Origin of the sequence: Bradyrhizobium manausense (assembly GCF_018129685.1) — a bacterium.
GTDB lineage: Bacteria > Pseudomonadota > Alphaproteobacteria > Rhizobiales > Xanthobacteraceae > Bradyrhizobium > Bradyrhizobium manausense_D.
The window spans coordinates 1,494,460-1,520,871 of sequence record NZ_JAFCLG010000001.1; the positions used below are offsets into that span (position 1 = coordinate 1,494,460).

The 26,412-nt window shown below is 63.7% G+C and carries 27 protein-coding genes and 1 pseudogene; 15 read left to right on the top strand and 13 right to left on the bottom strand.

All coding sequences use genetic code 11. The features are described 5' to 3' along the window. Positions 1-9: 9 nt before the first annotated feature. Entirely contained in the window at positions 10-588 is a 579-nt protein-coding gene (locus JQ621_RS07195) for a DUF1214 domain-containing protein (RefSeq protein WP_212233677.1), read from the top strand. Next, the gene (locus JQ621_RS07200) at positions 585-1,169 is read left to right on the top strand and encodes a DUF1254 domain-containing protein (protein WP_212233678.1); all 585 of its coding nucleotides are present in this window, start codon (positions 585-587) and stop codon (positions 1,167-1,169) included. The genes JQ621_RS07195 and JQ621_RS07200 overlap by 4 nt, the downstream gene beginning before the upstream one ends. A 275-nt stretch (positions 1,170-1,444) precedes the next feature. Here the strand turns inward: JQ621_RS07200 and JQ621_RS07205 are convergent, their stop codons facing one another. The 4 genes from JQ621_RS07205 to JQ621_RS07220 are packed head-to-tail and all read right to left on the bottom strand — an operon-like array spanning position 1,445 to position 5,627. Beyond that, the gene (locus JQ621_RS07205; protein ID WP_212233828.1) at positions 1,445-2,644 is read right to left on the bottom strand and encodes an MFS transporter; all 1,200 of its coding nucleotides are present in this window, start codon (positions 2,642-2,644) and stop codon (positions 1,445-1,447) included. A 28-nt stretch (positions 2,645-2,672) separates the two neighbouring features. Then, entirely contained in the window at positions 2,673-3,893 is a 1,221-nt protein-coding gene (locus JQ621_RS07210) for an MFS transporter (protein WP_212233679.1), read from the bottom strand. Then, the gene (locus JQ621_RS07215) at positions 3,890-5,260 is read right to left on the bottom strand and encodes an NAD(P)-binding domain-containing protein (RefSeq protein ID WP_212233680.1); all 1,371 of its coding nucleotides are present in this window, start codon (positions 5,258-5,260) and stop codon (positions 3,890-3,892) included. The genes JQ621_RS07210 and JQ621_RS07215 overlap by 4 nt, the downstream gene beginning before the upstream one ends. Before the next feature lie 49 nt (positions 5,261-5,309). Beyond that, entirely contained in the window at positions 5,310-5,627 is a 318-nt protein-coding gene (locus tag JQ621_RS07220) for an ArsR/SmtB family transcription factor (RefSeq protein WP_212233681.1), read from the bottom strand. 119 nt (positions 5,628-5,746) lie between these two features. Here JQ621_RS07220 and JQ621_RS07225 point away from each other — a divergent pair, with 119 nt between their 5' ends. Genes JQ621_RS07225 through arsC form a run of 4 tightly spaced genes read left to right on the top strand, consistent with a single transcriptional unit; the run spans position 5,747 to position 7,728 of the window. Further along, positions 5,747-6,109, top strand: coding sequence for an ArsR/SmtB family transcription factor (locus tag JQ621_RS07225; RefSeq protein ID WP_212233682.1), 363 nt, complete (start codon positions 5,747-5,749; stop codon positions 6,107-6,109). After that, on the top strand, positions 6,102-6,629 hold the full coding sequence (locus JQ621_RS07230; protein ID WP_212233683.1) for an arsenate reductase ArsC: 528 nt from the start codon (positions 6,102-6,104) through the stop codon (positions 6,627-6,629). The genes JQ621_RS07225 and JQ621_RS07230 overlap by 8 nt, the downstream gene beginning before the upstream one ends. After that, entirely contained in the window at positions 6,629-7,330 is a 702-nt protein-coding gene (locus tag JQ621_RS07235) for an aquaporin (RefSeq protein WP_212233684.1), read from the top strand. Before JQ621_RS07230 ends, JQ621_RS07235 begins: the two co-directional genes overlap by 1 nt. Further along, positions 7,327-7,728, top strand: coding sequence for an arsenate reductase (glutaredoxin) (arsC, locus tag JQ621_RS07240; RefSeq protein WP_212233685.1), 402 nt, complete (start codon positions 7,327-7,329; stop codon positions 7,726-7,728). Before JQ621_RS07235 ends, arsC begins: the two co-directional genes overlap by 4 nt. Before the next feature lie 92 nt (positions 7,729-7,820). Here the strand turns inward: arsC and JQ621_RS07245 are convergent, their stop codons facing one another. Continuing rightward, on the bottom strand, positions 7,821-8,705 hold the full coding sequence (locus JQ621_RS07245) for a transglutaminase-like domain-containing protein (RefSeq protein WP_212233829.1): 885 nt from the start codon (positions 8,703-8,705) through the stop codon (positions 7,821-7,823). A gap of 213 nt (positions 8,706-8,918) precedes the next feature. Here JQ621_RS07245 and JQ621_RS07250 point away from each other — a divergent pair, with 213 nt between their 5' ends. Further along, positions 8,919-9,812, top strand: a complete 894-nt coding sequence (locus JQ621_RS07250; RefSeq protein ID WP_212233686.1) for a transglutaminase family protein — start codon at positions 8,919-8,921, stop codon at positions 9,810-9,812. Positions 9,813-9,844: 32 nt separating this feature from the next. Here JQ621_RS07250 and JQ621_RS07255 read toward each other — a convergent pair whose 3' ends face one another. Genes JQ621_RS07255 through JQ621_RS07270 form a run of 4 tightly spaced genes read right to left on the bottom strand, consistent with a single transcriptional unit; the run spans position 9,845 to position 12,133 of the window. Beyond that, positions 9,845-10,048: a hypothetical protein gene (locus JQ621_RS07255; protein ID WP_212233830.1), complete on the bottom strand. Its 204-nt coding sequence runs from the start codon at positions 10,046-10,048 to the stop codon at positions 9,845-9,847. A 48-nt stretch (positions 10,049-10,096) separates the two neighbouring features. Beyond that, complete coding sequence (locus JQ621_RS07260) at positions 10,097-11,431, bottom strand: PQQ-dependent sugar dehydrogenase (protein WP_212233687.1); 1,335 nt, start codon at positions 11,429-11,431, stop codon at positions 10,097-10,099. Then, positions 11,428-11,892 carry a DUF2231 domain-containing protein gene (locus JQ621_RS07265; protein ID WP_212233688.1) on the bottom strand — a complete coding sequence of 155 codons (465 nt, stop codon included), beginning with the start codon at positions 11,890-11,892 and terminating at the stop codon, positions 11,428-11,430. The genes JQ621_RS07260 and JQ621_RS07265 overlap by 4 nt, the downstream gene beginning before the upstream one ends. Before the next feature lie 55 nt (positions 11,893-11,947). Continuing rightward, entirely contained in the window at positions 11,948-12,133 is a 186-nt protein-coding gene (locus tag JQ621_RS07270) for a hypothetical protein (RefSeq protein WP_212233689.1), read from the bottom strand. Between the two features lie 223 nt (positions 12,134-12,356). Between JQ621_RS07270 and JQ621_RS07275 the strand changes: the two genes are divergently transcribed. After that, positions 12,357-12,908 carry a DUF4142 domain-containing protein gene (locus tag JQ621_RS07275; RefSeq protein ID WP_212233690.1) on the top strand — a complete coding sequence of 184 codons (552 nt, stop codon included), beginning with the start codon at positions 12,357-12,359 and terminating at the stop codon, positions 12,906-12,908. A gap of 89 nt (positions 12,909-12,997) precedes the next feature. Next, positions 12,998-13,999: an SDR family oxidoreductase gene (locus tag JQ621_RS07280; protein WP_283813147.1), complete on the top strand. Its 1,002-nt coding sequence runs from the start codon at positions 12,998-13,000 to the stop codon at positions 13,997-13,999. 82 nt (positions 14,000-14,081) lie between these two features. Here the strand turns inward: JQ621_RS07280 and JQ621_RS07285 are convergent, their stop codons facing one another. From JQ621_RS07285 to JQ621_RS07295, 3 genes are all read right to left on the bottom strand, one after another. After that, on the bottom strand, positions 14,082-14,762 hold the full coding sequence (locus JQ621_RS07285) for a hypothetical protein (RefSeq protein WP_212233691.1): 681 nt from the start codon (positions 14,760-14,762) through the stop codon (positions 14,082-14,084). A 53-nt stretch (positions 14,763-14,815) separates the two neighbouring features. Then, positions 14,816-15,748 (bottom strand): hypothetical protein, encoded by a 933-nt coding sequence (locus JQ621_RS07290; protein ID WP_212233692.1) that lies wholly within the window; start codon positions 15,746-15,748, stop codon positions 14,816-14,818. Positions 15,749-15,937: 189 nt separating this feature from the next. Continuing rightward, complete coding sequence (locus tag JQ621_RS07295; protein ID WP_212233693.1) at positions 15,938-16,363, bottom strand: hypothetical protein; 426 nt, start codon at positions 16,361-16,363, stop codon at positions 15,938-15,940. Positions 16,364-16,691: 328 nt separating this feature from the next. Between JQ621_RS07295 and JQ621_RS07300 the strand changes: the two genes are divergently transcribed. The 6 genes and pseudogenes from JQ621_RS07300 to JQ621_RS07320 all read left to right on the top strand — a co-directional run bounded on the left by JQ621_RS07300 (position 16,692) and on the right by JQ621_RS07320 (position 25,648). After that, a complete protein-coding gene (locus tag JQ621_RS07300; protein ID WP_249124708.1) occupies positions 16,692-17,552 on the top strand; it encodes a MarR family transcriptional regulator in 861 nt (286 codons plus the stop codon). Positions 17,553-17,994: 442 nt separating this feature from the next. Beyond that, the gene (locus JQ621_RS07305) at positions 17,995-18,384 is read left to right on the top strand and encodes a response regulator (RefSeq protein ID WP_212233832.1); all 390 of its coding nucleotides are present in this window, start codon (positions 17,995-17,997) and stop codon (positions 18,382-18,384) included. Positions 18,385-18,751: 367 nt separating this feature from the next. Then, a pseudogene (locus JQ621_RS35340) lies at positions 18,752-18,952 on the top strand (c-type cytochrome); the annotation flags it as partial. Between the two features lie 15 nt (positions 18,953-18,967). After that, positions 18,968-19,480, top strand: coding sequence for a c-type cytochrome (locus tag JQ621_RS35345; RefSeq protein ID WP_249124929.1), 513 nt, complete (start codon positions 18,968-18,970; stop codon positions 19,478-19,480). A 61-nt stretch (positions 19,481-19,541) separates the two neighbouring features. Further along, positions 19,542-24,671, top strand: a complete 5,130-nt coding sequence (locus tag JQ621_RS07315) for a GAF domain-containing protein (protein WP_212233695.1) — start codon at positions 19,542-19,544, stop codon at positions 24,669-24,671. Between the two features lie 20 nt (positions 24,672-24,691). After that, on the top strand, positions 24,692-25,648 hold the full coding sequence (locus JQ621_RS07320) for an ABC transporter substrate-binding protein (RefSeq protein WP_249124710.1): 957 nt from the start codon (positions 24,692-24,694) through the stop codon (positions 25,646-25,648). A gap of 32 nt (positions 25,649-25,680) precedes the next feature. On the opposite strand, the gene JQ621_RS07325 is transcribed toward JQ621_RS07320, so the two are convergent. Further along, a complete protein-coding gene (locus tag JQ621_RS07325) occupies positions 25,681-26,307 on the bottom strand; it encodes a LysR family transcriptional regulator (protein WP_212233834.1) in 627 nt (208 codons plus the stop codon). Positions 26,308-26,412 lie beyond the last annotated feature (105 nt).

Here is a 26,412-nt window from a genome sequence, read left to right on the forward strand (position 1 = left end):
TCTGATCCCGTGCGGCTGCTCCTGATCACATTGACGGCCCTTCTGCTCGCGAGCGTGGTCGGCGTCGGCGCGACCTGGATGACGACGACGCGCGGCACCGAGATCGGCGCGCTGACCATCGGCCCCTGGACCGCGCGTCCGCGCACCGGCACCGCCGACGTCGATCCCTATTCGCGCGCCACCATCGTGCGCAACGGCGAGCTGCCGATCGGCACCGGCGACGGCGTTGCCTTCACCGCGACCACCGACGACAAGAAGAAGGCGCTCGACGGCCGCTGCGACGTCGTCGTGTCGGGCGTGACGCCACCGGCGCGGTTCTGGACCCTGACGCTGTACGACCGCAAGGGCCATCTCGTCGCCAACTCGCTGCAGCGTTACGGCTTCACCAGCCAGGAGATCGTGCGCCAGTCCGACGGCTCGTTCGAGATCCACATTGCCGCGCGCTCGCGCGCCGGCAACTGGCTGCCGACCGGCGGCATCGAGCGCTACGCGCTGATGTTCCGCCTCTACGACACGCCGGTTGGGGTGGCGACGCGCACCCAGCGCGACGCGCCGATGCCCTCCATCGCGACGGTGGGCTGCTCATGATCCGCCTCGCGTTCACGATCCTTGCCGGTGTGGTGCTGGGCCTCGTGGTCCATCTCGTCAGCGTGCTCGCCCTGCCGCGCATCGCAACGCAAGACGCCTATTCGCGGCTGACGCCGATGACCAAGCTCAACGGCGTCACGCAGCTTCCGCTTGCCGATCCGCAGACCTCGCCGATGCCGTTCATGGATCCGGCCTTTGCGCTCGCGATCTGCCGCTACGATCTGTCGGGCGGCCCGATCAAGCTCACCGTGCCGGTGAGCCAGGCCTACACGTCGGTGTCGTTCTACACCCGCAACGAGATCGCCTACTACGCTATCAACGACCGCTCGGCCGGCAAGAAGGTGATCGAGCTCGACCTGATGACCGAGGCGCAGCACAACGCTCTGCCCGAGGACGAAGAGATCACCGCGGCCGACCGCCTGATCATCGACTCGCCGACCGCCACCGGCCTGATCCTGATGAAGGCGCTGGCCGCCGAGCCCGGGCTGATGCCGCAGGCCCAGGCCTCGCTGCAGGCTGCGACCTGCGCGCCGCAGACCGACGCGCCGGCCAAGGCCGAGGCGCCGCGCGGCCGGCGCTGACGCGCAGGCGTTGCGACGCCTTCAAGGCATCGAGCGCGAAAACAACCCCATGCACAGTAGCGGGGCATTGAAATGATTAGACTAACGCTCCGCATTGCCTGGCATCGGCGCGGCGATGATCGGGAGCCCTGAAAACTGTGCTTGCGCAGAGGACCCGCCGCGCAATCATCTGCTGTTTTACCGAAAAACGCTTGACCCGTCGGGCAAAACACCGGCATAATGGCATCATCGAAAAATTCGTAGCACCCGCGCGGAGAAATCCGCCGCGGGTTTTTTCATGCCGAAGGAGGAATGCCATGATCAAGCGAGTGCTTCGCATGAACCATCCTCGCCCAGAGCAGCGCGAGCGGCCCGACCGCGATCCCGACCGCAAGCACGATGAACACCAGCAGCCAGCCGCTTGCGCTTTGCGGGCCGCCGGCCGCGTCGAGCGCAGCACCCGTTCCCCAGGCCCCGAGCGCTGACAGGCCGAAACCGATCGTCGAATGCAGGGCCAGGGTCGCGCCGCGGTGTTCGGACACAGCGGCAGCCGACATGCCCGCGGTCAACGCGCCCGAATCCGCAGGCACGGTCAGGCCATAGACGAGCAGCAGCAGCGCAAGCACCCCTGCCGGAGCCGTCGCGTTGAACCCGATGATCAGCGCAACGCAGGCCGACGCGATCATGACCATCGTGATGGCGCGATGGCGGCCAAATTTCAGCGCGGCTTCATTGCCGAGGATGCTGGCGGGCATCGAGATCACCGCGAAGCAGAAGCTCATCACGACAGGACTGAGCCATGACGGTGCGCCTTGATGGGTGATGACGAAGGTCCAGAAGCCGACCAACCAGGTGCGGATCCCGTAAAGCTCGAAGCAATGCGCGCCGTAGCCGAAGATATAACCCAGCGCCTCACGATTGGCGAAGACGGGTGCGAAATCGAGGAGGCGCCCCACCTTCGGCCCGGGCCGTCGCTCCTGCATCAGCAGGCACGCGACAACCATCGCAATGGGGCCGAAGCCGGTCACGACGAACGCGGTCCGCCAGCCCCAACGATCGGCGATGACTTGCGCCGCCAGGAACGAGAGGCCGACGCCGACTGAAAAGCTCGACGTGTACAACGTGACGGCCCGCGAGGTGTCGCCGGCCGGGAGGCGGTCCGTCAACGCCTTCAGTCCCGGCATGTAGGCACCCGCAAATCCAAGCCCCGCAATGGACCAGATCGCACTCGCCGACCAGAATCCCTGCGCGAAGATGCCAAAGGCGACAGTCGCAAGCCCGCTGACGATCGAGCCCCAGAGCAGCACGCGTCGCGCATCGATGCGGTCGGTCAAGGTCGTCAGCAAGGGCACCGCGAGCATGTAGCCGAACGCGTAACCGCTCGCCATCAATCCACCCTCGGCGGCGGAGAGCCCCCATGCCGGCATCAAGTGCTGCGCGAGGTTTGCAGACAACGTCACGTGCGGCAGCAGATTGCCGACCTGTCCGATGCACATCACCACAATCAAAGATCGACCGCTCAAGCTATGAATTTTGTCCTCCCGCCGGGACAGGTGTCGATGGCGACGGACCCGCATGAAGGAGAAGAAGAGCAAAGAACGCAGAGACCGATGCGAGCGCGCTGATCCACAGCGCACCACGCCCGAAATGCTCCACCATCAGCCCCAGCATCAGCGGTGCGGCGGCACCCGTCAGGCGGGACGGGAGCGAGATCATGCCGACGCGTTTGCCGAAGCCCACAGGTCCAAACAAGATCAGCGGTAGTGTGCCACGCGCAATGGTGATGATGCCGTTGCCGGCGCCGTAGAGGACGGCGAATACCGGCGCAAAGAGTGAACCGCCTGCGATCAGTGCGACGACCCCAATCGGATTCATGAGCACAGCCAGCCGCGCCGACAACAGCGGATGGAAACGGTTGAGCAGGCCGGCTTCGAGGAGGCGGGCGCCGACTTGGGCCGGGCCAACGAGTGTCCCTGCGAGCAAGGCCTGAGCCGGCGTCGTTCCAAACGCGACCAGCATCGACGGCAGAATAGCCGAAACGCCGGAACTGACGAAACTTGCTGCGGCAAAGATGTAGGCCAGCACGCCCATCGCAAACGTCTCGCTCTGGCGTCCGGGATGCGGGCTCGCCCCGGAAACCGGTTGAGAGGCATGATCGAGTGGCGTCGCACGCGGCAGCGAAAGATTGAGCGGCAAAGCGAGACAGACATGGATGATGGCCCATATCTGGCAGGCCGCACGCCAGCCGTACTCGGCATCCAGCCAGGTCGTCAGCGGCCAGCCAACGGTGCTGGCAAAGCCGGCAATCAAGGTGATGCCGGTGATCGCCTTGCGAGCGCGCGTGCCGTAGATGCGCGCGAGCGTAGCGAATGCCGCCTCGTAGAGACCCATGCCCATGCCGATCCCGAGCAGCATCCACGCGGCGATCAACAACGCAGCCCCATGGGCAACGGAGAGCAGCAGCAAGCCTACGGCAAAGACCGCATTCGAGCTTGCGAGCAGCCTGCGCCCGCCAAACCTGTCGATCACATGACCGACGCGGGGACCGAGGAGACCGGAGAGAATGAGCGCACCCGATAGTGCTGCGAACACATGAGTTGCCGCGAGCCCGAGATCACGCGCGATTGGAACGGCAAGGACAGCCGGAAGATAGTAGCTCGACGCCCACGCAATGGTCTGCGTGGTGCCGAGCGCGAGCACGACAGGAAGCGGACCCGCAGCCCGCTCCGCAAGGACCTGCTTCATGAACAGCCACAACCCGAAGCGCCGGCTTTCTTGGCTGTTTCATCAGCCGCACAGCAGGCCGATGCCTCTTCCTTGGCTGGCCCGCCGCAACATCCTGCAGCCGCGGCGGCCTCGACGCCACCGCGCGTGCACACGCCGGTCTCCGGCAGCAAAAGCTCGACCCTCTCGGCAGCCGCCCTGTCGCCGGCGAGATCGGCCGCGATCGAGCGGACCTGCTCATAGCCCGTCATCATGAGGAAGGTCGGAGCGCGGCCGTAGGACTTCATACCGGCGATGTAGAAGCCCGGCTCGTCATGGGCGAGCTCGCTTGCACCGTGCGGGCGCACCGTCCCGCAGCTATGCTCGTTGGGATCGATCAGCGGCGCCAGCGCGACCGGCGCCTCGATCGCTTGGTCGAGCCGCAAACGCAGCTCGGACAGAAACGAGAAGTCGGGACGGAAGCCCGTCGACACGACCAGTTCGTCAACGACAACACTGCGCGCACCGCAACAGGCGCCGGCCGAGACCTTGAGACGGTCTTCGGAGTCCGCAAGATGCGTGACGCCGAATTCGGTCTCGACATTGATCTTTCCGGAGGTCACGAGCGCAGCAAAGACACTGCCTAGTTCTCCGCGCGCTGCAAGCTTGTCGTTGCGGCCGCCGCCGAAAGCCTTTGCAGGGTCAGAGCCGCGGACAAGCCAGATAGCTTGCGTCCCCGGCACTTCGTCGGCAAGGCGCGCGAGATTGATCAGCGTGCCAACCGCGGAGTGGCCGGCGCCCAGCACGGCAACCGTCTTTCCGGCATATCTGGAACGATCGGCGCCCCGTACATCCGGCATGCCGTAAGCGACGCGGTCAGCGAGCTCAGGCTCACCGATCGCAGGCAAGCCGTTGGCGCCGGCCGGATTGGGGGAGAACCATGTACCCGACGTATCGATCACGGCATCGGCGCGCAGGACCTCGGGTCCCTTGCCGTTCTGGTAGCGGATTTCGAAAGGCGCCTGTTCACGCCCTCTCGTCTTCGCCTTGTCGAAGCCGACACGGCTGATCGCCGAGACGCGGCTGGACGTGCGGACCACGTCGCGCAACGACGTTCTCGTCGCGAGCGGCTTGAGATATCCCTCAAGCAATTCGCCGCCGGTTGGATAGGCCTGAGGGTCGGGCGAATTCCAGCCTGTCGACGCCAGCAGGCGCGCGGCGGCCTTGTCGACATTGTATTCCCAGGGCGAGAAGAGCTGGACGTGCTGCCATTGGCGGATCGCGTGTCCAGCTTCTATCCCCGCCTCCAACACGATGGGCGACATACCGCGCTCCAGCACGTGCGCGGCTGCGGCAAGGCCGACAGGCCCTGCCCCGATAATGGCTACTGTCTTTTTTCGGTCGCTCATTTCGCTGCTCCCATCGTTCTAGAACCATCGAATAATTCGGCAAAAAAAATCAGGCCGCCGATTGAGCGCCCCCACACTCGGCTTCGTCCGCGCAGCACTCCGCCGCCAGGAAATCCACCAGGCCTCGCATCGCGTCGTAGTTTGCGTGGCAAACCAACGTCGTGGATTCGCGGACCTGGCTGACCAGCCCGACCGCGACCAGAGACTTGATGTGGTGAGACAGCGTCGATGCCGGGATTTTAAGCTTCTCCTGCAAACGACCGACGGGCATGCCGGAGTGTCCTGCCCGAACCAGGGCGCGATAGATTTGAAGCCGGGTCCGGTTACCCAATGCTTCCAGGCGTGCTGCTGCGTCGTCGATCTTCATGGAACCTAACATGCTCCGGTCCCGCTTCCCTGTCAACCATATTTCTAGAATGTTCGAAATATGCCCAGCTAACAACTTCCAGATTGACGCCGAATCACTAATTCCATAAGTCTGGATATATGGAAACAGAAGAAGCCATCCTCGCGCTCGCCGCGCTGTCGCAATCGACCCGTCTGGAGGCGTTCCGAACGTTGGTCAGGCACGAACCCGATGGCCTTGCGGCCGGCGACCTCGCACGCCTGCTCGAAGTGCCGCCGAACACGTTGTCGGCCCATCTTTCGATCCTGACGCGCGCGCGTCTCGTGACCTCCGAGCGACACAGCCGTTCGATCGTCTACCGCGCCAACCTCGCCGAATTCCGCGATGTCGCAGTGTTCCTGCTGCGCGATTGTTGCGGTGGAAGGCCGGAAGTCTGCGAGCCGGTCGTCGACAGCCTGCAAGCCTGCTGCTCTCCAAAACGAAAGGGGCGAGCCCGTGTCTGATCATATCTACAACGTCTTGTTCCTGTGCACCGGCAATTCGGCGCGCTCGATCCTCGCCGAGTCGATTCTTCGGAAGGACGGCGCCGGCCGCTTCCAAGCCTTCTCCGCAGGCAGCACGCCAAAAGGCTTGGTCCACCCGCTGGCGCTGCGCACCCTCGCCAGCATGGACTATCCCACCGACGGAATGCGCTCGAAGAGCTGGGCGGAGTTCGCCGCACCCGATGCGCCGGTGATGGATTTCGTCTTCACCGTTTGCGATAATGCAGCCGGCGAGGCCTGCCCCATCTGGCCGGGGCAGCCGATGACTGCACATTGGGGGATCGAAGATCCTGCCGCATTTGAGGGTACCGGTCTGGAGAAACAGGCGGCCTTCGTCACTGCGTTCCGCCATCTCAAGAATCGGATCGATACCTTTGTGAACCTCCCGATGAGCAGCATCGACAGCCTGTCGCTCGGCACCAAGCTGCGCGAGATCGGCCGCTCGGACGGTGCAACCCGGCCAGAGCCGAAGGCCAGCTGATGGACAATTTCGATCTCTCGCGGCGCCTCGCGGCCGAAGCGCTCGGCACCGGCATTCTCGTCGCCACGGTCGTCGGTTCCGGCATCATGGCGGAGACGCTGACCAAGGACGTCGCGCTTGCGCTTCTCTGCAACACCCTGCCGACCGGCGCCATTCTGGTTGTCCTGATCACGGTGCTCGGCCCGATCTCCGGGGCGCATTTCAATCCCGCGGTCACGCTGGTTTTCACCGGCAAGCGCGAGCTGCCGGTCAACGAGGCCGCTCTCTACGTGATTGCACAGATCGGCGGCGGTATCGCAGGCACGATGGCGGCGCATCTGATGTTCGGACTGCCTCTGCTGGATGTCTCCGTAAAGGTGCGAACGGGAGGGCCGCAATGGTTTGCCGAGGCCGTCGCCGCCTTCGGGCTGGTCGCGACGATCCTGGCCGGTATCCGATTTCAACGGACGGCGGTGCCCTGGCTTGTCGGTCTTTACATTACGGCGGCCTATTGGTTTACGGCGTCCACCTCGTTCGCCAATCCGGCGGTGGCCATTGCGCGTTCCCTGACCAACACTTTCTCGGGCATTCGCCCTACTGACCTGCCCGGCTTCATCCTCGCGGAGCTCTGCGGTGCGTTCGCCGGCTTGCTGCTGATGAACTGGCTGCTCGGACATTCCAATGCACGCGGCCCTGTGCCAATCGCGGAAACAAACCGATGAGCGTCACGATCTATCACAACCCCGACTGCGGCACTTCGCGCAACACGCTTGCGATGATTCGGCAGAGCGGCACGGAGCCTATCGTCATCGAATATCTGAAGACGCCGCCGTCGCGCGAAACGCTCAAGCAGCTGATCGCGGCGACGGGCGCGTCCGTCCGTGCATTGCTGCGCGAGAAGGGCACGCCCTACAAGGAGCTCGGGCTCGCCGATCCCAAATGGTCCGATGACGAACTGATCGACCAGATGCTCGCGCATCCGATTTTGATCAACCGTCCGATCGTGGTGACGCCAAAGGGCACGAGGTTGTGCCGCCCTTCAGAGGCGGTCGTCGATCTCCTCGATCATCCAGTTGGGCGGTTCGTGAAGGAGGACGGCGAAGTGGTCGAAGCGCGGTAGGCAACCCTACCGCTCCCCGGTCGAATGCACGCATTCGTACGGCGCAGTGCTTCGCGTCGCCGGATCGAGAGACGAATGGTGGCGACAGCCGGCTAGTCCGTGGCCGCCGCAAATTGCGTCGTCCGGTCCTGCTTCACATCGATATCCGGCTGGAGCGGAAATCGTTCGGCAGTGCGCACTTCGTCCGTCATCACCTTGAACCGCACGAGTTCCGTCGGCCCGAACGTCGTCGAGATGGCGACGTCGGCGGCGTCACGACCCCGCGCGATGACGATCCGGCCGATGCGAGGATGATTGTGCCTGGCATCGAACGTATACCATCGGCCTCCGATATAGGCCTCGAACCACGCGCTGAAATCCATGGGTGCCGGGTCGGCCGGCACGCCGATATCGCCCAGATAGCCCGTGCAATAGCGCGCGGGAATGTTCATGCATCGGCACAGCGCAACCGCCAGATGAGCGAAATCCCGACAGACGCCGACGCGTTCGTCGTGACCCTGCGAAGCCGTCCGGTCGTTTCGGGCAAAGCGATAGCCGAACCGGATGCGATCGTGAACATAATCGCATATGGACTGCACGAGCTGCCAGCCGCCGTCGACATGACCGAATGTCGACCACGCCAGATCCGTCAAATGCTGCGTGTCGCAATACCGGCTGCCCAGCAAATACACCAGCGCATCATCGGGCAGCTCGTCCAGTGGCACCCTGGCGGCCTCCGGCGCGACTGCATCGGGCAGACCGCTGTCCTCGATGACAAATTCGGAGCGAAGCTCGATCAGGCCTGGCGGTGCCACAAGGCGGGTGCAAACATTGCCGAATGCGTCGATGTAGTCCTTGGTCCTGACTTTCGGTGAGACACGGAGTGCATGGCCCGCTACAATATCCGGCCGCCGGGACGGATGAACCGTGAGCATGAGCACCATGGGAACGTCCTGAAGGCACTTGAACGCGATATCGTAGCCTGCCCGGATTTTCAAAGCTGTCTCCACCGTGTCGTCATTGACCGTGGCAAGGAAAGCGCGTTCGCCTTCGACTTGTTCCAGCAAGGGGGCGCCTGACCCTGCCGAAATGAGAGGCAGTTGTTGGGGACGCAACAAGACTTAGCTCTGGCAAGACTTGGCTCTGGCAAGACTTAGCTCTGGAAAGACCCGTCAATCGTGGCACTATCTCGTGCCACGAGTGAGCTGGTCATGCCCCTCTACACCGTCCATCACACCACCGCCTATCGCTACCGCCGGCCCGTGAAGCTCGGCCAGCACCAGATGCTGTTCCGGCCACGGGACAGCTTCGATCAGCGTTTGCTTGCCTGCCGTCTCGAGGTGAGCCCTGAACCGGCCGAAATTCGCTGGATCCATGACGTATTTGGCAACTGCGTCACGCTCGTCGACTTCAACATCTCGGCCGAGACGCTGGACTTCGAGACGACGATTCATCTCGATCATACGCCAGAGAACGCGCCGGACTTCCGGATTGAAGACTACGCCATGGAGCACCCCTTCGCCTATGATCGCAGCGAACTGCCGGACCTGGAGCCGTACATCCGCCGGCAATATCGCGAGGACCGAACGGTCGACACCTGGCTGGCGAGGTTCATTGCGCCCGGCCGGAGCCGCCCTACCGGCCAGTTGTTGATGACACTGAACGAAGCGATTTCAGAAAGCTTTTCATACCGGCGGAGAACATCGCCGGGGACACAGACACCCGCCGAAACTCTGGATCTGCAACAGGGGACGTGCCGGGACTTCGCTCTGCTGATGATGGAAGCGGCACGCTCGCTGGGCTTTGCCGCGCGCTTCATCACGGGGTACATCTATGTCCCCGATCGCGACGGGCCGGCGAGGCTTGGGGGTGGCTCCACGCATGCATGGTGTTCGATTTACGTACCAGGTTCTGGCTGGGTCGAATTCGATCCGACCAACGGCATCGTGGGAAATCGAGAGCTCATCAGGGTTGGCGTCGCCCGCAACCCGGCTCAAGCCATTCCGCTTTCCGGCAGCTATTGGGGCGATGCCGATGACGACGCCGGGATGGAAGTCACGGTGAATGTGAAATCACACCCCGTCGGGCAAGCCTCCATCGAGTAACCGTCGCAGCGCTCGCGAACGAACGATTCGCCTCAACTGCCCAGCGCCGACTCGCCGGTCTGGCGAGCGGGAACGCTGACGTGGACTTCATGCCCCTGGCGCAATGCCAGGGAGGCGGCGGCCACCGCCGATTCGAACGCCGATTCCTTGGTGGCATATCTACCGTTGATATTGCCGTCGTGCAGCACGCCCCATTCATCCTGAACCGGCACGATCGCATATTGAGCAAGGCCCATCATCCCTCTCCTATCGCTGCGCGGCTTGCCTATCGCTGCGCGGGTTGCCTATCGCTGCGTCACCTGCGGATGCGCCGCACTCACCCGCCACACCGTGTTGCCGCTGTCGTCGGCGACGAGCAGCGCGCCGGATTTGTCGATGGCGACACCGACGGGCCGGCCGCGCGCCTGGTTGTCGTCGTTGAGGAAGCCGGCGACCACGTCCTGAGCCGGCCCGCTCGGCTTGCCGTCGCTGAAGGGCACGTAAACGACCTTGTAGCCGTTCAGCACCTGCCGGTTCCAGCTGCCGTGCTCGCCCACGAAGGCGCCACTGCGATACGCGGCCGGCAGGCTGCTGCCGGCGGAGAACGCGAGCCCGAGCGGCGCGACATGCGAGCTCAGCGCGTAATCCGGCACGATCGCCTTGGCGACGAGATCCGGCCGCTGCGGCTTGACGCGGGGATCGACGTGCTGGCCGTAATAGCTATACGGCCAGCCATAAAAGGCGCCATCCTTCACCGAGGTCATGTAGTCGGGCACGAGGTCGGGACCGAGTTCGTCGCGCTCGTTCACCACGGTCCACAGCGCTCCGGTCTGCGGCTCGAAGCTGAGGCCGTTGGGATTGCGCAAGCCGCTGGCAAAGATACGCCAGCGGCCGCTGGCGCGATCGACTTCGAGAATGTCGGCGCGATTGTGCTCGGCCTCCATCCCGTTCTCGGTGATGTTGCTGTTGGAGCCGACGCCGACATAGAGCTTGGAGCCGTCGGGGCTCGCAACCAGGCTCTTGGTCCAGTGATGGTCGATCGGGCCGCCCGGCAACGGCGTCAGCACGGTCCCCGGCGCGGTGATCCTGGTGTCACCCTCCGTGTAGGGGTATCTGACGATCGCGTCGGTGTTGGCGACATAGAGATCATTGCCGACCAGCGCGACGCCGAAGGGCGAATTGAGATGGTCGAGGAAGACGCTCTGCGTGTCCGGCACGCCGTCGCCGTTGGTATCGCGCAGCAGCGTGATGCGGTTGCTTTCGCCGGTGTCGCCGCCGGACGTCGCCCAGGATTCGATGTAGCCCATCACGATTTCCTTCGGCCGCTTGATCGCGGCGGCCTTCGGCGCCTTGGACTCCACCACCAGCACGTCGCCATTGGGCAGAACATAGAGCGAGCGCGGGTGCTGCAAGCCCGTCGCGAACGCCTTGGCCTGCAGGCCCTGCGCAACCGCCGGCGTCTCGTCCTTCTTCCAGCCGACGATGCGGGCGATGTGCATCGGCGGCAGCAGATATTGCTGGATGGCCGGCAGAACGGGATTGGCGCCGATCTGGGCCTTGGGATCGCCGCTGCCATCATTGCAGCCGGCAAGGCACAAAAGCGACGCGCACAACAGCGCGCGGGTGAATGCTGACATCATCGCGCAACTCCTACGCCGTGACGGTACACCAAAGCCCAGCCCAGCCAGCCGGTGACCGGCAGGATCAGGACCGTCAGCGCCGACAGAACGAGCCCGACCGGCCAGACCGAGGTCCAGGCATCGCGCGTATGGATCAGTGCATTGACGACCGCCAGGATCAGCGCGACGGCATTGCCCAGCAGATGCGGCCATGCCGGGGCCTGCGCCCGCACCAGCCGGTTGCTCAGGAAATCGATCAGGCCCGCGACCGCGGCCAGCAGGCCGAAGATGACGCCCGCAACCAGAAGCCAGGCGGAGAAATCCGCCCACATGATCTCCGCGGAGACGAGATAGGCGATATCGGTCAGCAACGCCCCGACGAAGCACGTGATCGGTATCGGCACCAGCATCGGATGAATTGGATGGCCCGCGATTTCCGCGGTCGCCGCCGGACGCATGGCCCGGGATGAAACATCGCTCATTCACGTCTCTCCAAACGACGATGCCGCCTCACCTTCGCGAGACGGCATCGTTCACTTACTTCTCGGGATGACCCGTGCCGGGCTTCGTGGTCTTCGGGGCCTTGCCGTCTTCGACCCGGCCCTCGTTGCGCAGATCGCGGCCCTCCTGGGCCTTGCGTTGACTTTCCGCGGACTTGCCGTGCTCGTGGATTTCTTCCTTGATAAAGCCGGCGCCTTCCTTGACTTCGCCCTTAACGCTCATGTCGGTCTCTCTCTGTTGCCGTGTCACGACCAATCGTGTCGTCAGGGCAATTCCCGAGAGGTCGCGGCGTTCCTGCACGCCCGCCTTGGCTGAGCTTTGGGAACTTCAATCCCCGCACCGGCCGCCATCCGACGGATTGGGAACATTGGTCGCGGCGGCGTGTTGATCGGCGCAAAAGATCGGCGCGGCACGCGGCCGCGCGTCCAATCAGAGGGATCGAACCATGAAGCGTACCATCATCGCGGCTGCCTGTGTTCTCCTGGCGGGCCCCGCGCTCGCCCAGTCGCTCGGCGAGAAGACCGGCGTGAACTCGGCGCTCGGCGTCGCCCCGGCGACTGCCGATTTCGTCAAGGAGGTCGCCGTGAGCGACATGTTCGAGATCCAGTCGAGCAAGCTCGCAGAGCAGAAAGGCAACGCGCAGGAGAAGAGCTTCGCGCAGCAGATGGTGACCGACCACACCAAGACCAGCAGCGAACTCAAGGCGCTCGTCGGCGAGGGCAAGGTGCAGGTGACGCTGCCGACAGCGCTCGACAGCTCGCACCAGAGCAAGCTCGACAAGCTGAACGGTGCCACGGGCAAGGATTTCAGCTCGGACTTCGACTCCTATCAGGTCAGCGCGCACAAGGACGCGGTATCGCTGTTCGAACGTTACGCCAACGGTGGCGACAATCCCGCGCTGAAAAACTGGGCCGGCAAGACGCTTCCGGCGTTGCGCCATCACCTCGAGATGGCTGAGGAGCTCGGCAAGGCACCCAACGTGGGACAGTCGAAATAGGCCTTTCGGGACGAAAGGCTCTGCCGGCGTCCTCGATAGGCAACGATGATCCTCTCGCTCGGCGAAACCGCAGCGTCGCGGAGACCCTCATGGCCGCTCAAGGCAAGACGTCCATATCACGCCGGCACGTCGTGCATGCGGCGAGCGCAGCGCTCGTTGCGGCTTCGCTGGCATCTTCCACCGCGAAAGGAAACACCGACATGGCCGAGGCGGACCTGATCGATCCCGTTACCCGCTATCCGAAACCCCCGTTCAAGAAGCAGTCACAGCCATGGCCGGGCCTCGCCGGCAAGATGGAGCCGCGACCGGACCATGGCGAGACCAGCTACAAGGGCTCGGGACGGCTCGCCGGCCGCAAGGCACTGATCACGGGCGGTGATTCCGGCATGGGCCGCGCGGCTGCGATTGCCTATGCGCGCGAAGGGGCCGATGTCGCCATCAACTTCCTGCCCGCGGAAGAGCCCGACGCGCAGGAGGTGATCGCGCTGATCAAGAAGGAAGGCCGCACCGGCCTTGCGATCCCCGGCGATCTCAGGGAGGAAGCCTTCTGCAGGAAGCTGGTCGAGCAGGCGATCCAGGGCCTCGGCGGCCTCGACATCATCGTCAACAACGCGGCACGGCAGCAGACCCGCGCGTCCATCCTCGACGTCTCGTCGGAAGACTTCGACGCGACCATGAAGACCAACGTCTACGCGCCGTTCTGGATCATCAAGGCCGCGCTGCCGCACCTCAAGCCCGGCTCCTGCATCATCGGCACGACATCCGAACAGGCCTACGATCCCTCGCCCGATCTTTACGACTACGCACAGACCAAGGCGGCGACGATGAACTACGTGAAATCCCTGGCGAAGCAGCTCGCCTCCAGGGGCATCCGCGTCAACGGTGTCGCGCCGGGACCGATCTGGACGCCACTCCAGGTTTCGGGCGGCGCGACCATGGAGAAGCTCGAGAAGTTCGGCGGCATGACGCCGCTGGGCCGTCCCGGCCAACCCGCCGAGCTCGCCTCGATCTATGTGCAACTGGCGGCGGCCGATGCAAGCTACGCGACCGGGCAGGTCTATGGCTCGGCGGGCGGATCGGGACAACCCTAGTCGGCAAAAGCCGATCCCGGGCCGCTTGCACATTCAACCGCTTGCATCACGTTGCGAAGCTTGAACGCTTCCAGCAGTCCCTTCAATTCGTCGTGGTCTTGCCGCCGCGCATGGACGCGAGCTTTCCCGCCCGAAACCGGAGAATGAACCACGCGGTCTCATCGAAACCGTCTGCGAGCTTTCCCTCGTGAGAATACACGATCTGAGCCGCATCCGACTTCGACGGCGGTCCCAACGCCGTGATGACCTGCTGACGCGACATACCCAGGTGCAGCTTGCTGTCGAAGACGACGGGCGAGAATTTTTCCGGGAGCGTGTCGCAATCGGCCGAGGCTCCGGCGTCTTTCTCGATCAGCTCTTCAACGATCTCCGTGACGAGATGGTCCGGGCCGCCGATCTCGCCGCTGGACACGACCCATAATCGATGCTGCGCACGCCGATAACACAGCCAATACATGCTGCCTGCAGCGTCGCCCTGGTGTCGGATGGTCCCTTCGCCTACGGCGTCGCGAACCGCGCCGAGCCGCGTCTCTTCGAAGCGGCCGTCGAATGCGCCCAGCGAAAAGCGGGTCGCCAATCTCGTCACGACGGTCGGCGGCACGCGCTCGAGCACATGTTCGTCGACTGGCGGCGGTGTCTGCGCGAAGCAGGCGTTCGCGGGGATCGCGAAAAGGAGAAGCAGGAAGACAAGCGTCTTCCGACCATCAACTCCGAAACGCCTGGACGTCGAGCGCGCGGGCGTCGGTTTCCGGGTGCCGGACACGTCAGTCCATCTCCTGCGGTGAAGACCAGGCCGAGGCCCGTCGCTATCACGTCTCACAAAAGAATGTGGCCCAGTGAACCGAGCAGCGACAACCCGTGATCGGTCACGGCGATGCCGCCCGCACCATCGAAACCATACGAAAACTCCGCCGCCGAATGCTGACCCAACAAGGTCAGGCTCGTGGTCTGCCCCAGGGCGTCCTTGAGCGTGAGCACGGCCTGCGTATTTTGTGCGTTCTCCGTGCAGGTCAGCGTGGCGCCGGGTCCGGCGACCATGCCGCGGAAATCGATTTCGTCGGACACGCCAACGCCGATAACCGTCGCTCCGTTGCTATCGTGCCAGTCCGCGAAAGTCATCGACGCGTTCGGGCCGTTGAACTTGGTGACTTCGGCGATGCCGCCGGCCCCGACAAACATCCAGCAGTTCTTGTCGAGCGTTGCGCCCGCGGCAATACCACCCGTCTCGACGATCAGCCCGCCGTTGTTCTCGGCGTGCGCGAGCCAGGAAATGCCGCCGGCCGCGACGTGTTGCATGCCTCCGTTGAGCGTCGCGTTCATGTCGATGCCGGAGACGAATTCGTTGCTGCAAGAATCGACCGTCGTGTTCTGGGCGACGCCGCCGTGATCAACCGTCATCGTGCCGAAGCCGACCGTCGTGTATTTGGACGTTCCGCCGCTGGCGACATGCTCGGTGCCGTTATTAATGTTGGCGTACAGGCTCGTGCCGAGATTGGTGACGTTCAGCACACCACCATCATCGACTTGCGTGTGGTAGTCGGAACCCCCTGCCCCGTTCCCGACATTCATCTTGCCGCCGTGGAGCACGGTGTCCCAGGCGACACCCCCGCTGACGTCCAGGGTGCCCCAGACTTGCGTCCCCTCGACCTGGCCGCCGGTCTCGACGATCAGCGTGCCTGAATTTTCCACAGCGTCGTCCACGACATAACCGGCCTTGACGTACGTGGTACCGAAAATAAAACCTCCCATTGAGGTCTCCTTCAAGTCTGAATTGCGTTGCGCGCACCACCTGGGTGCGCCATCTGGGTTCCGAACCTTCGTTGCGGCCGGCGGCAAACAGGTTCACGCACAATTTCCAGTCTGTGGAAGAGCCCGGATCGAAGGAGTGCTGAGACAGACCGGAACGATCAGCAGCAGCAATAGCGAAAAGACATTTTCCTACCGCTCCTCGGTCGGATGCACCCATTTGTAAGGCGTGATGCTCTGCGTTGCCGTCAGCTTGATCATGTGGACGGGCGGTGCGGACCGTCCCTTCCGGCATGAGCGGCACTTCAGCGACGCTTCGAGCTTCCAGATCGGCGTATCGTGGGGCCGGCGGATCGCATCGAGCGGCAGGCTCGCGCGCGACTTGCACCTGATGCACTCGACCTCGAGCCAGCCCATGCCGCCGTTGATGCATTGGCCGATCGTCGGCGAGGGCTGCGCCGGACCACCGTATCCTTCCATGCGAACCGACCAGGCTTCGGCCTCGGCACGATCGGCCTCGCGCACGGCCTTCCGTGCTTCCTCGCGCGCGTGCTTGGCGGAAATCTCCGCGCCCATGATCCGGCCGCTCCAGATGACCTCGCGCGATTTTGTCCCCATGCCGCCATCAAAGCCGCGCGGACGCGCGTTGGCAAATTGTCGATCGCTAGTGGGTCGGATCCCTCATTCGCCACTGCGTGTCGTGGGTGTGGACAACAGCGGTTGCGGAGTGCTTGCGAAGCGGCGACACCACCGGCCTCGAGGCGCCGTCCGGCTGACGGATTTAGCTCACGGATTGAGCTCCTGGAAATCATTGCGCAGATCGCGGCCGCCTTCTAAGGTTCCTAAATATAAAGACTTGGGGGCAAGACTTTAGGGGCAAGCCTTGGAAAGTGACGAGCTCGAGCGCCTTGCCGGCCGCCCGTTGCGGTTGAGCTTCGAGGATATCTTGAACCATCCTCGGCTGCCTGAGGCCAGGCGGGCCTATATCGACAGCTTCACCGACGTGTATGGCGGCGATCCGTTTATGGTTCGCCTGCTGCTTCAGGCGGGCCGGTTCTTCGTCTTTCACAGCGCCGCGGTGCTCGAGGCCGCGCAGGATCCGTCGCGGCGCGAGACCTGGTTCACGGTTGCTGCCTTAAAGAAGCAATTGGCGATGTTCGGCTACGCCAGCCCGCGACAGGTGGACCATCTCGTGGCCCGGCTGCGCGAGGTCGGATTTCTCGAGCAGAGCCGGGCGCCCGATGACCGGCGCGTGTGGCTCCTGGCGACCACGAACAAGCTTCGCGCGCATCACACCGAGTGGCTCGCGGCCCATTACGTGCCGCTCGCCAAGCTCTACCCCCATCACGATTACAGCCCGGTGCTGTCGCACGACCGCGCCTTTCACGAGCTGCATTGCCGCGCATGCCTGCCCTTCACCGCAGTTGGCGCCCGCCTGATGATGACCCTCCCGGACACGCTGCTCTTCTTCATGCACGCAGCGGGGCCGCTGATCCAGAATGCGCTGCTGAAAGCCGCCATGGACTCCGGCGATCTGACGGCCGCGGTCCCTTACATCGACGTCGCCGATCGGTTCGGCGTTTCCCGAACCCACGTTCGCAATCTGATGGACTCCGCGCAGGCAGCGGGTCTCGTCAGGATCGTCGGCCGCGGCGGCCGCAGCATCGAGATTCTTCCGCGCCATTGGGTGAGCTACGATCGGGGCCTTGCCGTCGGCATGTATCTGCACGATGTCGTCAACCTCGTGGTGATGCAGGAGTGGGCCAAGCGGCCGGGCGAAAAAGCAGCCCGGCAGCTTGCCGTGTGATTGCGGGCCGGCCTATCGCGGCTATTTTTTCGGCTTCCCGGAATAGGCGCAAAGTTTTCCGGACGGATCAAGCCCGGGAGGGCTAGGTTACCGGCGCCTGGGGGATTTTCTTGAGAGTAATTTGTGGTCGGTGTTTTGTTCGATAACCCCAGGCATTTGAAACAGTCATTTCTTGGAGGAATCTTGCATGCTGGAGACGGTCGAAACGCTGTTGTGGTGTGCTGCGCTCGCGACGTGGCTCATGATGTTCTTCAGGATCGCAAGCGAAAGCGTGAAAGAACTCGTGCTGTTGGTCCGCGCCAGGGCGGGCAGGCCTCGGCGAGCCCCGCCCGACCGTCATCCAAGCGCTGGCCGATGAGAGGCACCGGCCTTGAACATGATTGCGCGCGTGGAGGACTCCGAGGTCGAGGCGGCGCTGCGCCGCGAACCCCGGGGAGACAAGGTGAGCACCTTCATTCTCGTCGTTGATGACGAGCCCGACGTCGAAAGCATGTTTCGCCAGCATTTCCGGCGCGATCTGCGCGCGAGCCGGTTCGTGATGGAGTTCGCCACTTCGGCACGGGCGGCTCTCGAGCAGGTCAAGGCCATTGCCGATCCGTCGCTCATCCTGATCCTGTCCGACATCAACATGCCCGGCATGAGCGGGCTGGAGATGCTGGCCGAGGTCAAGGCGGCGCGGCCCAATGTTCCCGTCATCATGATCACCGCCTATGGTGACGACGAGACGAAGAAGACAGCAGCGAGGCTGGGAGCGGCCGGCTTGTTGACCAAGCCGATCGATTTCAGCCTGCTTCGTCAGGAGATCGATGTGCGGCTGGAGCGCGCATCATAGGGACGGCAGCGCCGACAGGTTGCCTACTGTCTTTTCAGATGTTCACGCCCGTTCAGGTCGGGCGCTTCAGTCTTTTCAGGAGATCGTCTTGCTTTTTTTGAAACGAATTTCGTTGTGCTCATTGATCCCTTTCGCAATCGCGCTTTCCGTCAGTGGCGACGGTTTCGCACAAGGCGGCACGGCCTCTTCCGCCGCCATGGCGTCTGACGGGCTTCCAGCGTGGGCTTTCTTGTGGGATCCGACCGTCCAGGTGCCCGCGCCCACCGACACGCCCAATACGCTTCCAGGCAGCAACGCCGCGTTCAGCTGGAAACAGGCGCGGGACCTGTTCGTTGCGCTCGACTGGCATCCGGATACCCATCCCGCGATGCCGGACATCGTCGCGGCCGGACGCAAACCCGACATTCGCGCATGCGGATCGTGCCATCGCGTCGAGGGCACCGGTGGCCCCGAAAATGCGAGCCTCGCCGGCCTTCCTGTTGCATATCTTGTCCAGCAGATCGCCGACTTCAAAAGCGGAGCGAGAACGATGTCCGGCCCGCAGAGGCCGTCCACGCAATTCATGTCGGCCTCGGTCAAAAGCATGACGGACGCCGACATTCGCTCCGCCGCGGAGTATTTCGCGGCGCTGAAGCGCAGGCCGATCATCAAGGTCGTCGAAACCGAGACAATTCCGAAGACAGGACCCTCGCGTCTGTTTTACGTCAGGAGTTCGGATGGAGGCGTTGAACCGCTCGGCCAGCGCATTGCCGAGATGCCCGACGATGTCAATCAGTTCGAGCTTCGCGACCCACGCGCGACATTCACGGCTTATGTCCCGGTCGGGAGCCTGGCGAAGGGAGAGGCGCTGGCGAAGACCGGCGGATCGGGAGTGACGACGCCTTGCAGCCTCTGTCACGGACCGGACTTGAAGGGCGTCGACGCCGTCCCGGCGATCGCGGGCAGATCGCCGACCTATATCATGCGCCAGCTCTACGAATTCCAGCACGGCGGACGATCGGGCACCGCAAGCGCCCCGATGAAACAGACGGTCGAAAAGCTGTCGCAGGACGACATGATCGCCCTCGCCGCTTACGTCAGCTCGCTCGATCCCTAAAACCGCCTTCCCGGAAGGTGATTTGGCGATAATATGGCCCATCTCGGGTCGGGGGATCGAAATGGCGCGTCGTTCGGCGACGGTCAGCGGTGCGCGCAAGCAGCGCGGTCGCAAGGTTGCAAGCACTGCGGCAAGAAAGCCGCGGCGCAAATCCGAATCGGTTGCGGAGCTGCGCGCCCAGATGACCGCGGCATCCCGCGTGCTCGAGCTCATTGCCAAATCGCCGTCGGATCTGCAGCCGGTGTTCGACGCCATCGCGCAGAGTGCACGCGAACTCACCGGAGCCACCTACTGCTCGGTCGCCCGCCTGGAAGACGGCCTCGTCAAGATCGCCGCCAATTGCGGCTGGAAAGACGATGCACTGGCCGCCATCAATCGAAACTACCCAAGACCTGTGGGACGCGACAATCCCCTCGCCGTCGCGATCCTCGATGGCGAAGTTCAGAACGTCGCCGACATTCTCGATTCCGACGCCAACTACACCCGCGGGCTGCAAGCGGTCAGCGGCTATCGCAGCATGCTCGTCGTTCCGATCATGCGCGACCTCTCTCCTGCCGGCGCGATTTGCATCTTCAGTCAAAAGATCGGCGTGTTTCAGCAGCGGCACATCGACCTGCTCAAGAGTTTTGCGGCCCAGGCCGTCATTGCGATCGAGAACACCCGGCTTTTCCATGAAACGCAGGAAGCGCTTCAGCAGCAGACCGCGACCGCAGAGCTGCTTCAGATCATTTCGGACTCACCTGGCGAACTCCAGCCGGTTTTTGAAGCCGTGCTGCAAAAGGCGACCCGCATTTGCGATGCCCGATTCGGTTCGCTGCTTCGCTTTGACGGCAACTCGTTCTACTTCGCCGCTGACGTGGGAACCCCCGAGGCGCTGCGCGAATATATGAGGCGCCCCGGACCCTTTCAGGGGCTGCCAGGGGGCATGATCGATCGCATTCACAGGACGCGGCAGGTCCAGCACTCCGCCGACTACGCCGCGGAAGCCGCCCCGGGCCTCGCGGCCAAACTCGGGGGCGCGCGGTCGACCCTTGGCGTGCCGATCCTCGCGGAAGACGAACTGGTCGGCGCCATCGTCATCTACCGCCAGGAGGTCAGACCCTTCTCCGACCGGGAGATTGAACTCGTCCGGAGTTTCGCCTCGCAAGCGGCCATCGCAATCGAGAATGCCCGGCTTTTCAATGAGACCAAAGAAGCGCTCGAGCGGCAGACAGCGACGGCCGATATTCTCAAGGTGATCGCAAGTTCGCCTTCGGACGTGGCCCCCGTGTTCGAGGCCATCGCTTCGAGCGCCAACCGTCTGCTCGGCGGTTTCTCGACGGCGGTGTATCGATTCCTGGACGGCGAAATGGCCCATCTTGCGGCGTTCACGCCGACCACGCCCGCCGCCGACGACATTCTCAACAAAGCCTTTCCGCGACCGATAAACGATTTTCCCCAGTTCGAACTGACGCGATCCGGCAAAGCGGTGCAAATTCCGGATGTCGAGCAAGAGACTGACGCCGAAATCAGACATATCGGCAGCGCCCGCGGCTTCCGCAGCATGCTGGCCGTCCCGCTGATCAGTCAAGACAACGCGATCGGGCTCGTTACGATCACCCGCAAGGCCCCCGGGCTGTTTGCCGAACACCACGTACAATTGTTGCAGACCTTCGCCGACCAGGCGGTGATCGCGATCGAGAACACGCGGCTTTTCAACGAAGTGCAGGCCAAGACGCGCGACCTGGAGGAGTCGCTGCAGCAGCAGACCGCGACGGCGGACGTTCTCAGGATCATCAGCCGTTCGGTCGCGCACGCGGCGCCGGTGTTCGACACGATCCTGGAATCCTGCCAACGCCTGTTCAAACCTTACGACACAGCCGTCTATCTGGTGGAAGGCGACAGTGTCAGGGGCGTCGCGAGGCGTGGCACCGGAGAGGGAGAATGGGGAACGGACACGATGCCGCTCGAGGGCAGTTCGACCGGCATGGCGATCGCGCAGCGCCGACCGTTGCACTTTCCGGATCTCGCTGACAAGGCGGACCTGCCGGAGGACAAGAGGACGCGCTTGAGAGAGATCGGCGGCATGACCGTGTTATATGCCCCCATGATCTCCCACGACAGCGGCATCGGTTCGCTCGTCGTCACGCGGCAGCCAAAGAAGCCCTTCACGGCAGCAGAGATCGGGTTGATCCAGACCTTCGCCGACCAGGCCGTGATCGCGATCGAGAACGCGCGGCTGTTCGAGGAAGTGCAGGCCAGGACGCGCGACCTCAGCGAGACGCTGGAGCAACAGACCGCCACCAGCGAAGTCCTCGCGGTCATCAGCCGTTCGCCATCGGACCTCAATCCCGTGCTCGAGGCCATCTCCGATACGGCTGCACGGCTGTGCGGATCCGAGCAGACGATGTTCTTCCGCTATGATGGCGCCGTGTTTCGCATCCTCGCAAGCTGGAACTTCCCGCCCGAAGTTCACGAAATGCTCGAACGCCGCCCGCTGATGCCCGGCCATCCCTCCGCGATCGGACGCGCCGGCGCTTCGCTGAAGCCCGTCTGCATTCCGGACGTGCTGGCCGATCCGAGCTATGGCCTGACCGGCGAGCAGAGCCGGGCGCGTTATCGGGCGACGCTCGCGGTGCCGCTGTTGCGCGATGGCCGATTGATCGGCGCGCTATCCCTGAACCGCAGCCAGCCAGGCGCATTCACCGAGAAGCAGATCGAGCTCGTCACCACCTTCGCCGACCAGGCCGTGATCGCGATCGAGAACGCGCGGCTGTTCAACGAAACGAAGGAGGCGCTCGAGCGGCAGACTGCGACGTCTGACATCCTGCGTGTGATAAGTCAGTCGCCGACGGATGTACAACCGGTCTTCGAAGCCATCGCGCAGACGGCCGTTCGCTTGCTCGGGTGTGACAGAGCTTTCATTCAACGGTGCAACGAGACGAGTTTCTGGACCGTGTCCTGGTGCGGCCCGGATGGACAGATGCCGATCCTCAACAGTTCGCCCGTTCCGATCGATCCGGCGGCCAATTTTCCCTCACGTGCGATCGTCGCGAAGAAAACCCTGCACCTGCCGGATTGGTCGGCAATCGAATTGCCGGAGTTCGAGCGCGCAATCCAGGACAGATTGGGAATCCGGTCCGCGCTCTACCTGCCGTTGCTGCGCCAGGGCGAATGCATCGGCCTGCTGGCAATGGCGGGAACGCGCGCCAACGCTTTCGCCGCCAAAGACATCCTGCTGGCCGAATCATTCCGCGACCAGGCCCTGATCGCAATCGAGAACGCCCGCCTGTTCGACGAGGTGCAGGCCAAGACGCGCGATCTCACCGAAGCGCTGGCCTACCAGACCGGGAGCGGCAATGTTCTCAAAGTGATTGCTTCGTCGCCCACCGATATCAATCCGGTGCTCGAGGCGATCGTCGAAAGCGCTCGCGAGCTCTGCGAGTCAGACGATGCGGTCGCTCTCTTGAAAGAGGGTGAGAGCCTTCGCTTCAGCGCACACGCCGGCCCGATCGCCTTAAGGGTCGGCAAACGGCCGATCAGCCGCAACTGGACGGCGGGTCGCGCGTTCGTCGACCAGACGCCCGTGCATGTCCACGACATGCTCTCCGACGAGGGCGCCGAGTTTCCGGATGCGAGGGAAATGGGGCAAGCCACCGGCGCGTCGGTTCGGACCGTTCTGTCGGTGCCGCTGCTGCGCGGCAACGAGAGTATCGGCGCGATCCTGCTGCGCCGGACAGAGGTACGTCCGTTCAAGGACAAGCAGATCGAGTTGCTGTCGACGTTTGCCGACCAGGCCGTGATCGCGATCCAGAATGCCAGACTATTCAACGAGACCCGGGAGGCGCTGGAGCGGCAGACCGCGACGTCGGACATTCTGAACGTGATTGCGAGTTCGCCGACAGACACACGGCCGGTGTTCGAGGCGATCGCGGCCAGGGCCAAAGACCTCGTCGGCGGATTCTCCAGCACGGTGTTTCGCTTCATCGATGGACAGGCGCATCTCGAAGCGTTCACGCCGACGACGCCCGAGGCGGATGACGTCTTGACATCGACCTTCCCCATGCCGGCCGCGGACTTTGCGCCCTTCCTCATGGCTCAGTCCGGCGAGGTTACGCAAATTGCCGACATCGAGGCCATGACGGACCAGATCAAGGACATCGCGCGCGCGAGGGGCTTTCGCAGCATGCTGTTCGCCCCGCTGATGAACAAGGGCGTGTCGATCGGCCTGATCGTGGTGACGCGGGTCGAACCCGGCCGGTTCGCAGATAATCACGTGCAGTTGCTAAGGACATTCGCCGACCAGGCAGTGATCGCGATCGAGAACGTGCGGCTGTTCGACGAGGTGCAGGCGCGCACGCAGGAGCTTTCGAAGTCGCTCGAAGACCTCCGGACGGCACAGGACCGCCTGGTGCAGACCGAGAAGCTGGCCTCACTCGGCCAGCTTACCGCCGGCATCGCGCACGAGATCAAGAACCCGCTCAATTTCGTCAACAATTTCTCGGCTCTGTCGACCGAACTGACCGACGAGCTGAGGGAGGTGCTGGCCGGCGAGAGCCTGACCGAGCCCGGCCGCGAGCAAGTCGACGAGCTGACGGGACTTCTCAAGGACAACCTCGGCAAGGTCGTGCAGCACGGCAAGCGGGCCGATTCCATCGTCAAGAACATGCTGCTGCATTCGCGCGAAGGCTCCGGCGAGCGTCGTTCGCAGGATCTCAACGCCCTGGTCAGCGAGAGCCTGAACCTTGCCTATCACGGCGCGCGCGCCGAACGATCCGACTTCAACATCACGCTGGAGCAGGATCTCGATCCCGACGCCGGCGCGGTGGAGATGTATCCGCAGGACATCACCCGGGCCCTGCTCAACCTGTTTTCCAACGGCTTCTACGCGGCGATCAGCCGCAAGAAGGCGGCCAACGGTGCGACCTTCGAGCCCGTGCTCAGCGCGGCAACCAGAAATGCCGGCAATACCGTCGAAATTCGAATCCGTGACAACGGAACGGGCATTCCCGCCGAGATCAGGGAAAAGATCTTCAATCCCTTCTTCACGACCAAGCCGACCGGCGAAGGGACCGGCCTTGGCCTGTCGATGACCCACGACATCATCGTCAAGCAGCATGGCGGCAGGATCGACATTCGGACCGAGGCCGGCGCGTTCACCGAGTTCACGATCACTCTGCCGCGCGCGAACGGGGGCGCGAAACACACATGAGGCGCCGGGATCTTTTGGCCATGGCCGCAGGTGGCATCGCCTGGCCGTTCATGGCGTGCGCGCAGCAACCCGTTCCGGTGATCGGCTATCTCGGCAGCGCGTCAGCAGACGCCTGGGCGAGCCGGCTGGAGGCATTCCGTGCGGGATTGCACGAGGCAGGCTTCGACGAAGGCCGCAATATCGCAATCGAATTTCGCTGGGCGAACGGTAAACTCGACAAATTGCCCGAACTCGTGGATGACCTCGTGCGCCGCAAGGTCTCGGTGCTGGTGACGCCGGGCAGCGCACCGGCTGCCGTTGCAGCCAAACGAGCCACGACAACGATCCCGATCGTGTTCGAGACCGGCGCCGATCCGATCGAGGCCGGTCTGGTCACGAGCATGAACCACCCCGGTGGCAACGTCACCGGCGTTGCGGCCCTCACCTTCGAGACCGGTCCCAAGCGACTTGCAATCCTGCATGAGGCGCTTCCGTCAGCCAAGCTCATTGCTGTGCTGGTGAACCAGCGGGCGGGCGTTGTGGTGGGACGCCAGGTCAAGGACCTCGAGGCGACGGCGCCGCAGCTTGGACTGCAATTGCTGGTGCTGGATGCGAGCGATGATCGCACGCTGACGAGCGCCTTCGAGACCATGCAGCAGAAGCGGGCCGGCGGGCTCCTCATCGTCGCCGATCCTTTCGCCAACAGCCGCATCAAGGAGATCGCAGACCTTGCGCTCGATCACGCCATGCCGTCGATCTTCGTGAACCCTCAGTATGCTGCGCTCGGCGGCCTGATGAGCTATGGCGGAAACATTGTCGAGACGCATCGCCTTGCGGGGCTTTACGTTGCACGAATTCTCAAGGGCGAGAAGCCAGGCGATCTGCCCGTCATGCAGGGCACCAAGGTCGAGTTGAACGTCAACCTGAAGACGGCCAAGGCCCTCGGCCTCGCCTTGCCGCTGTCGCTGCTGGGCCGCGCCGACGAGGTGATCGAATAGCCCGAACCGACACCTTCCGCCTGGCGCTGGCCTCAACTCCTGATGCCGCCGACCAGTCGCGGGCGGCGGTTCGCGCGTGGGTTCTCCGCCGCCTGGGCGCGGAGCCATGTGCGAAAGCTGACGATCTCAGGGCAATCCGCGCTGCCCTCCGGCGCGATCAGCCAGTCGCCGAGACCCGATCCCTCCGTGAGGCGGTCGCAGCGATAGCCCGGATGATGACCGAGAGCACGGGCGATCAGCACGTCGATCTTGCCTTCGACCAGTTCGTGCAGGCCGGCGGGTTGCAGCACGCGCAAACCAACCTCCGCATGCGAATGACGAAAAGCTGCCAGATCAAGGCGACGTAGATCGAGGCTGCCGTAAACGCCCAATTGCAGCAGCACGGTCCCTGCCGGCTTCAATTGCGAGGTCGCATCCGCGATGTGGCGAAAGCCTTTGGACACACCGGGCAGATAGGCCTGTCCTGCCGCGGTCAGGATGAGCTGCTTGTGGAGCCGCTCGAACAGTTGCACGCCGAGGCGCGCTTCCAGCGCCTTGACCTGCTGCCCGACGGCCGCGGGCGTCACGTGAAGTTCGTGCGCAGCCAGCTTGAAGCTGAGATGCCGCGCGGCGGCCTCGAAGGCGCGGAGAGCATTGAGCGGCGGAAGGGCGTAGGTCATCGCGGCGGAGTTTGACACTGGTGGGCGACGGTCTTGCAATAGATTTTCTTGCGCTTGGCCGCAGGAAAGATGCCTTGCGCGGCCCCGGCCTCCCCGCCTACGGTC

Coding starts and splice junctions, on each gene's coding strand:
- JQ621_RS07200 (WP_212233678.1), top strand. CDS start 585: ATGATCCGCCTCGCGTTCACGATCCTTGCCGGTGTGGTGCTGGGCCTC.
- JQ621_RS07205 (WP_212233828.1), bottom strand. CDS start 2,644: ATGTGCATCGGACAGGTCGGCAATCTGCTGCCGCACGTGACGTTGTCT.
- JQ621_RS07210 (WP_212233679.1), bottom strand. CDS start 3,893: ATGAAGCAGGTCCTTGCGGAGCGGGCTGCGGGTCCGCTTCCTGTCGTG.
- JQ621_RS07215 (WP_212233680.1), bottom strand. CDS start 5,260: ATGAGCGACCGAAAAAAGACAGTAGCCATTATCGGGGCAGGGCCTGTC.
- JQ621_RS07220 (WP_212233681.1), bottom strand. CDS start 5,627: ATGAAGATCGACGACGCAGCAGCACGCCTGGAAGCATTGGGTAACCGG.
- JQ621_RS07225 (WP_212233682.1), top strand. CDS start 5,747: ATGGAAACAGAAGAAGCCATCCTCGCGCTCGCCGCGCTGTCGCAATCG.
- JQ621_RS07235 (WP_212233684.1), top strand. CDS start 6,629: ATGGACAATTTCGATCTCTCGCGGCGCCTCGCGGCCGAAGCGCTCGGC.
- arsC (WP_212233685.1), top strand. CDS start 7,327: ATGAGCGTCACGATCTATCACAACCCCGACTGCGGCACTTCGCGCAAC.
- JQ621_RS07250 (WP_212233686.1), top strand. CDS start 8,919: ATGCCCCTCTACACCGTCCATCACACCACCGCCTATCGCTACCGCCGG.
- JQ621_RS07255 (WP_212233830.1), bottom strand. CDS start 10,048: ATGGGCCTTGCTCAATATGCGATCGTGCCGGTTCAGGATGAATGGGGC.
- JQ621_RS07260 (WP_212233687.1), bottom strand. CDS start 11,431: ATGATGTCAGCATTCACCCGCGCGCTGTTGTGCGCGTCGCTTTTGTGC.
- JQ621_RS07265 (WP_212233688.1), bottom strand. CDS start 11,892: ATGAGCGATGTTTCATCCCGGGCCATGCGTCCGGCGGCGACCGCGGAA.
- JQ621_RS07270 (WP_212233689.1), bottom strand. CDS start 12,133: ATGAGCGTTAAGGGCGAAGTCAAGGAAGGCGCCGGCTTTATCAAGGAA.
- JQ621_RS07275 (WP_212233690.1), top strand. CDS start 12,357: ATGAAGCGTACCATCATCGCGGCTGCCTGTGTTCTCCTGGCGGGCCCC.
- JQ621_RS07280 (WP_283813147.1), top strand. CDS start 12,998: ATGGCCGCTCAAGGCAAGACGTCCATATCACGCCGGCACGTCGTGCAT.
- JQ621_RS07290 (WP_212233692.1), bottom strand. CDS start 15,748: ATGGGAGGTTTTATTTTCGGTACCACGTACGTCAAGGCCGGTTATGTC.
- JQ621_RS07295 (WP_212233693.1), bottom strand. CDS start 16,363: ATGGGGACAAAATCGCGCGAGGTCATCTGGAGCGGCCGGATCATGGGC.
- JQ621_RS35345 (WP_249124929.1), top strand. CDS start 18,968: ATGACGGACGCCGACATTCGCTCCGCCGCGGAGTATTTCGCGGCGCTG.
- JQ621_RS07315 (WP_212233695.1), top strand. CDS start 19,542: ATGGCGCGTCGTTCGGCGACGGTCAGCGGTGCGCGCAAGCAGCGCGGT.
- JQ621_RS07320 (WP_249124710.1), top strand. CDS start 24,692: ATGGCCGCAGGTGGCATCGCCTGGCCGTTCATGGCGTGCGCGCAGCAA.
- JQ621_RS07325 (WP_212233834.1), bottom strand. CDS start 26,307: ATGACCTACGCCCTTCCGCCGCTCAATGCTCTCCGCGCCTTCGAGGCC.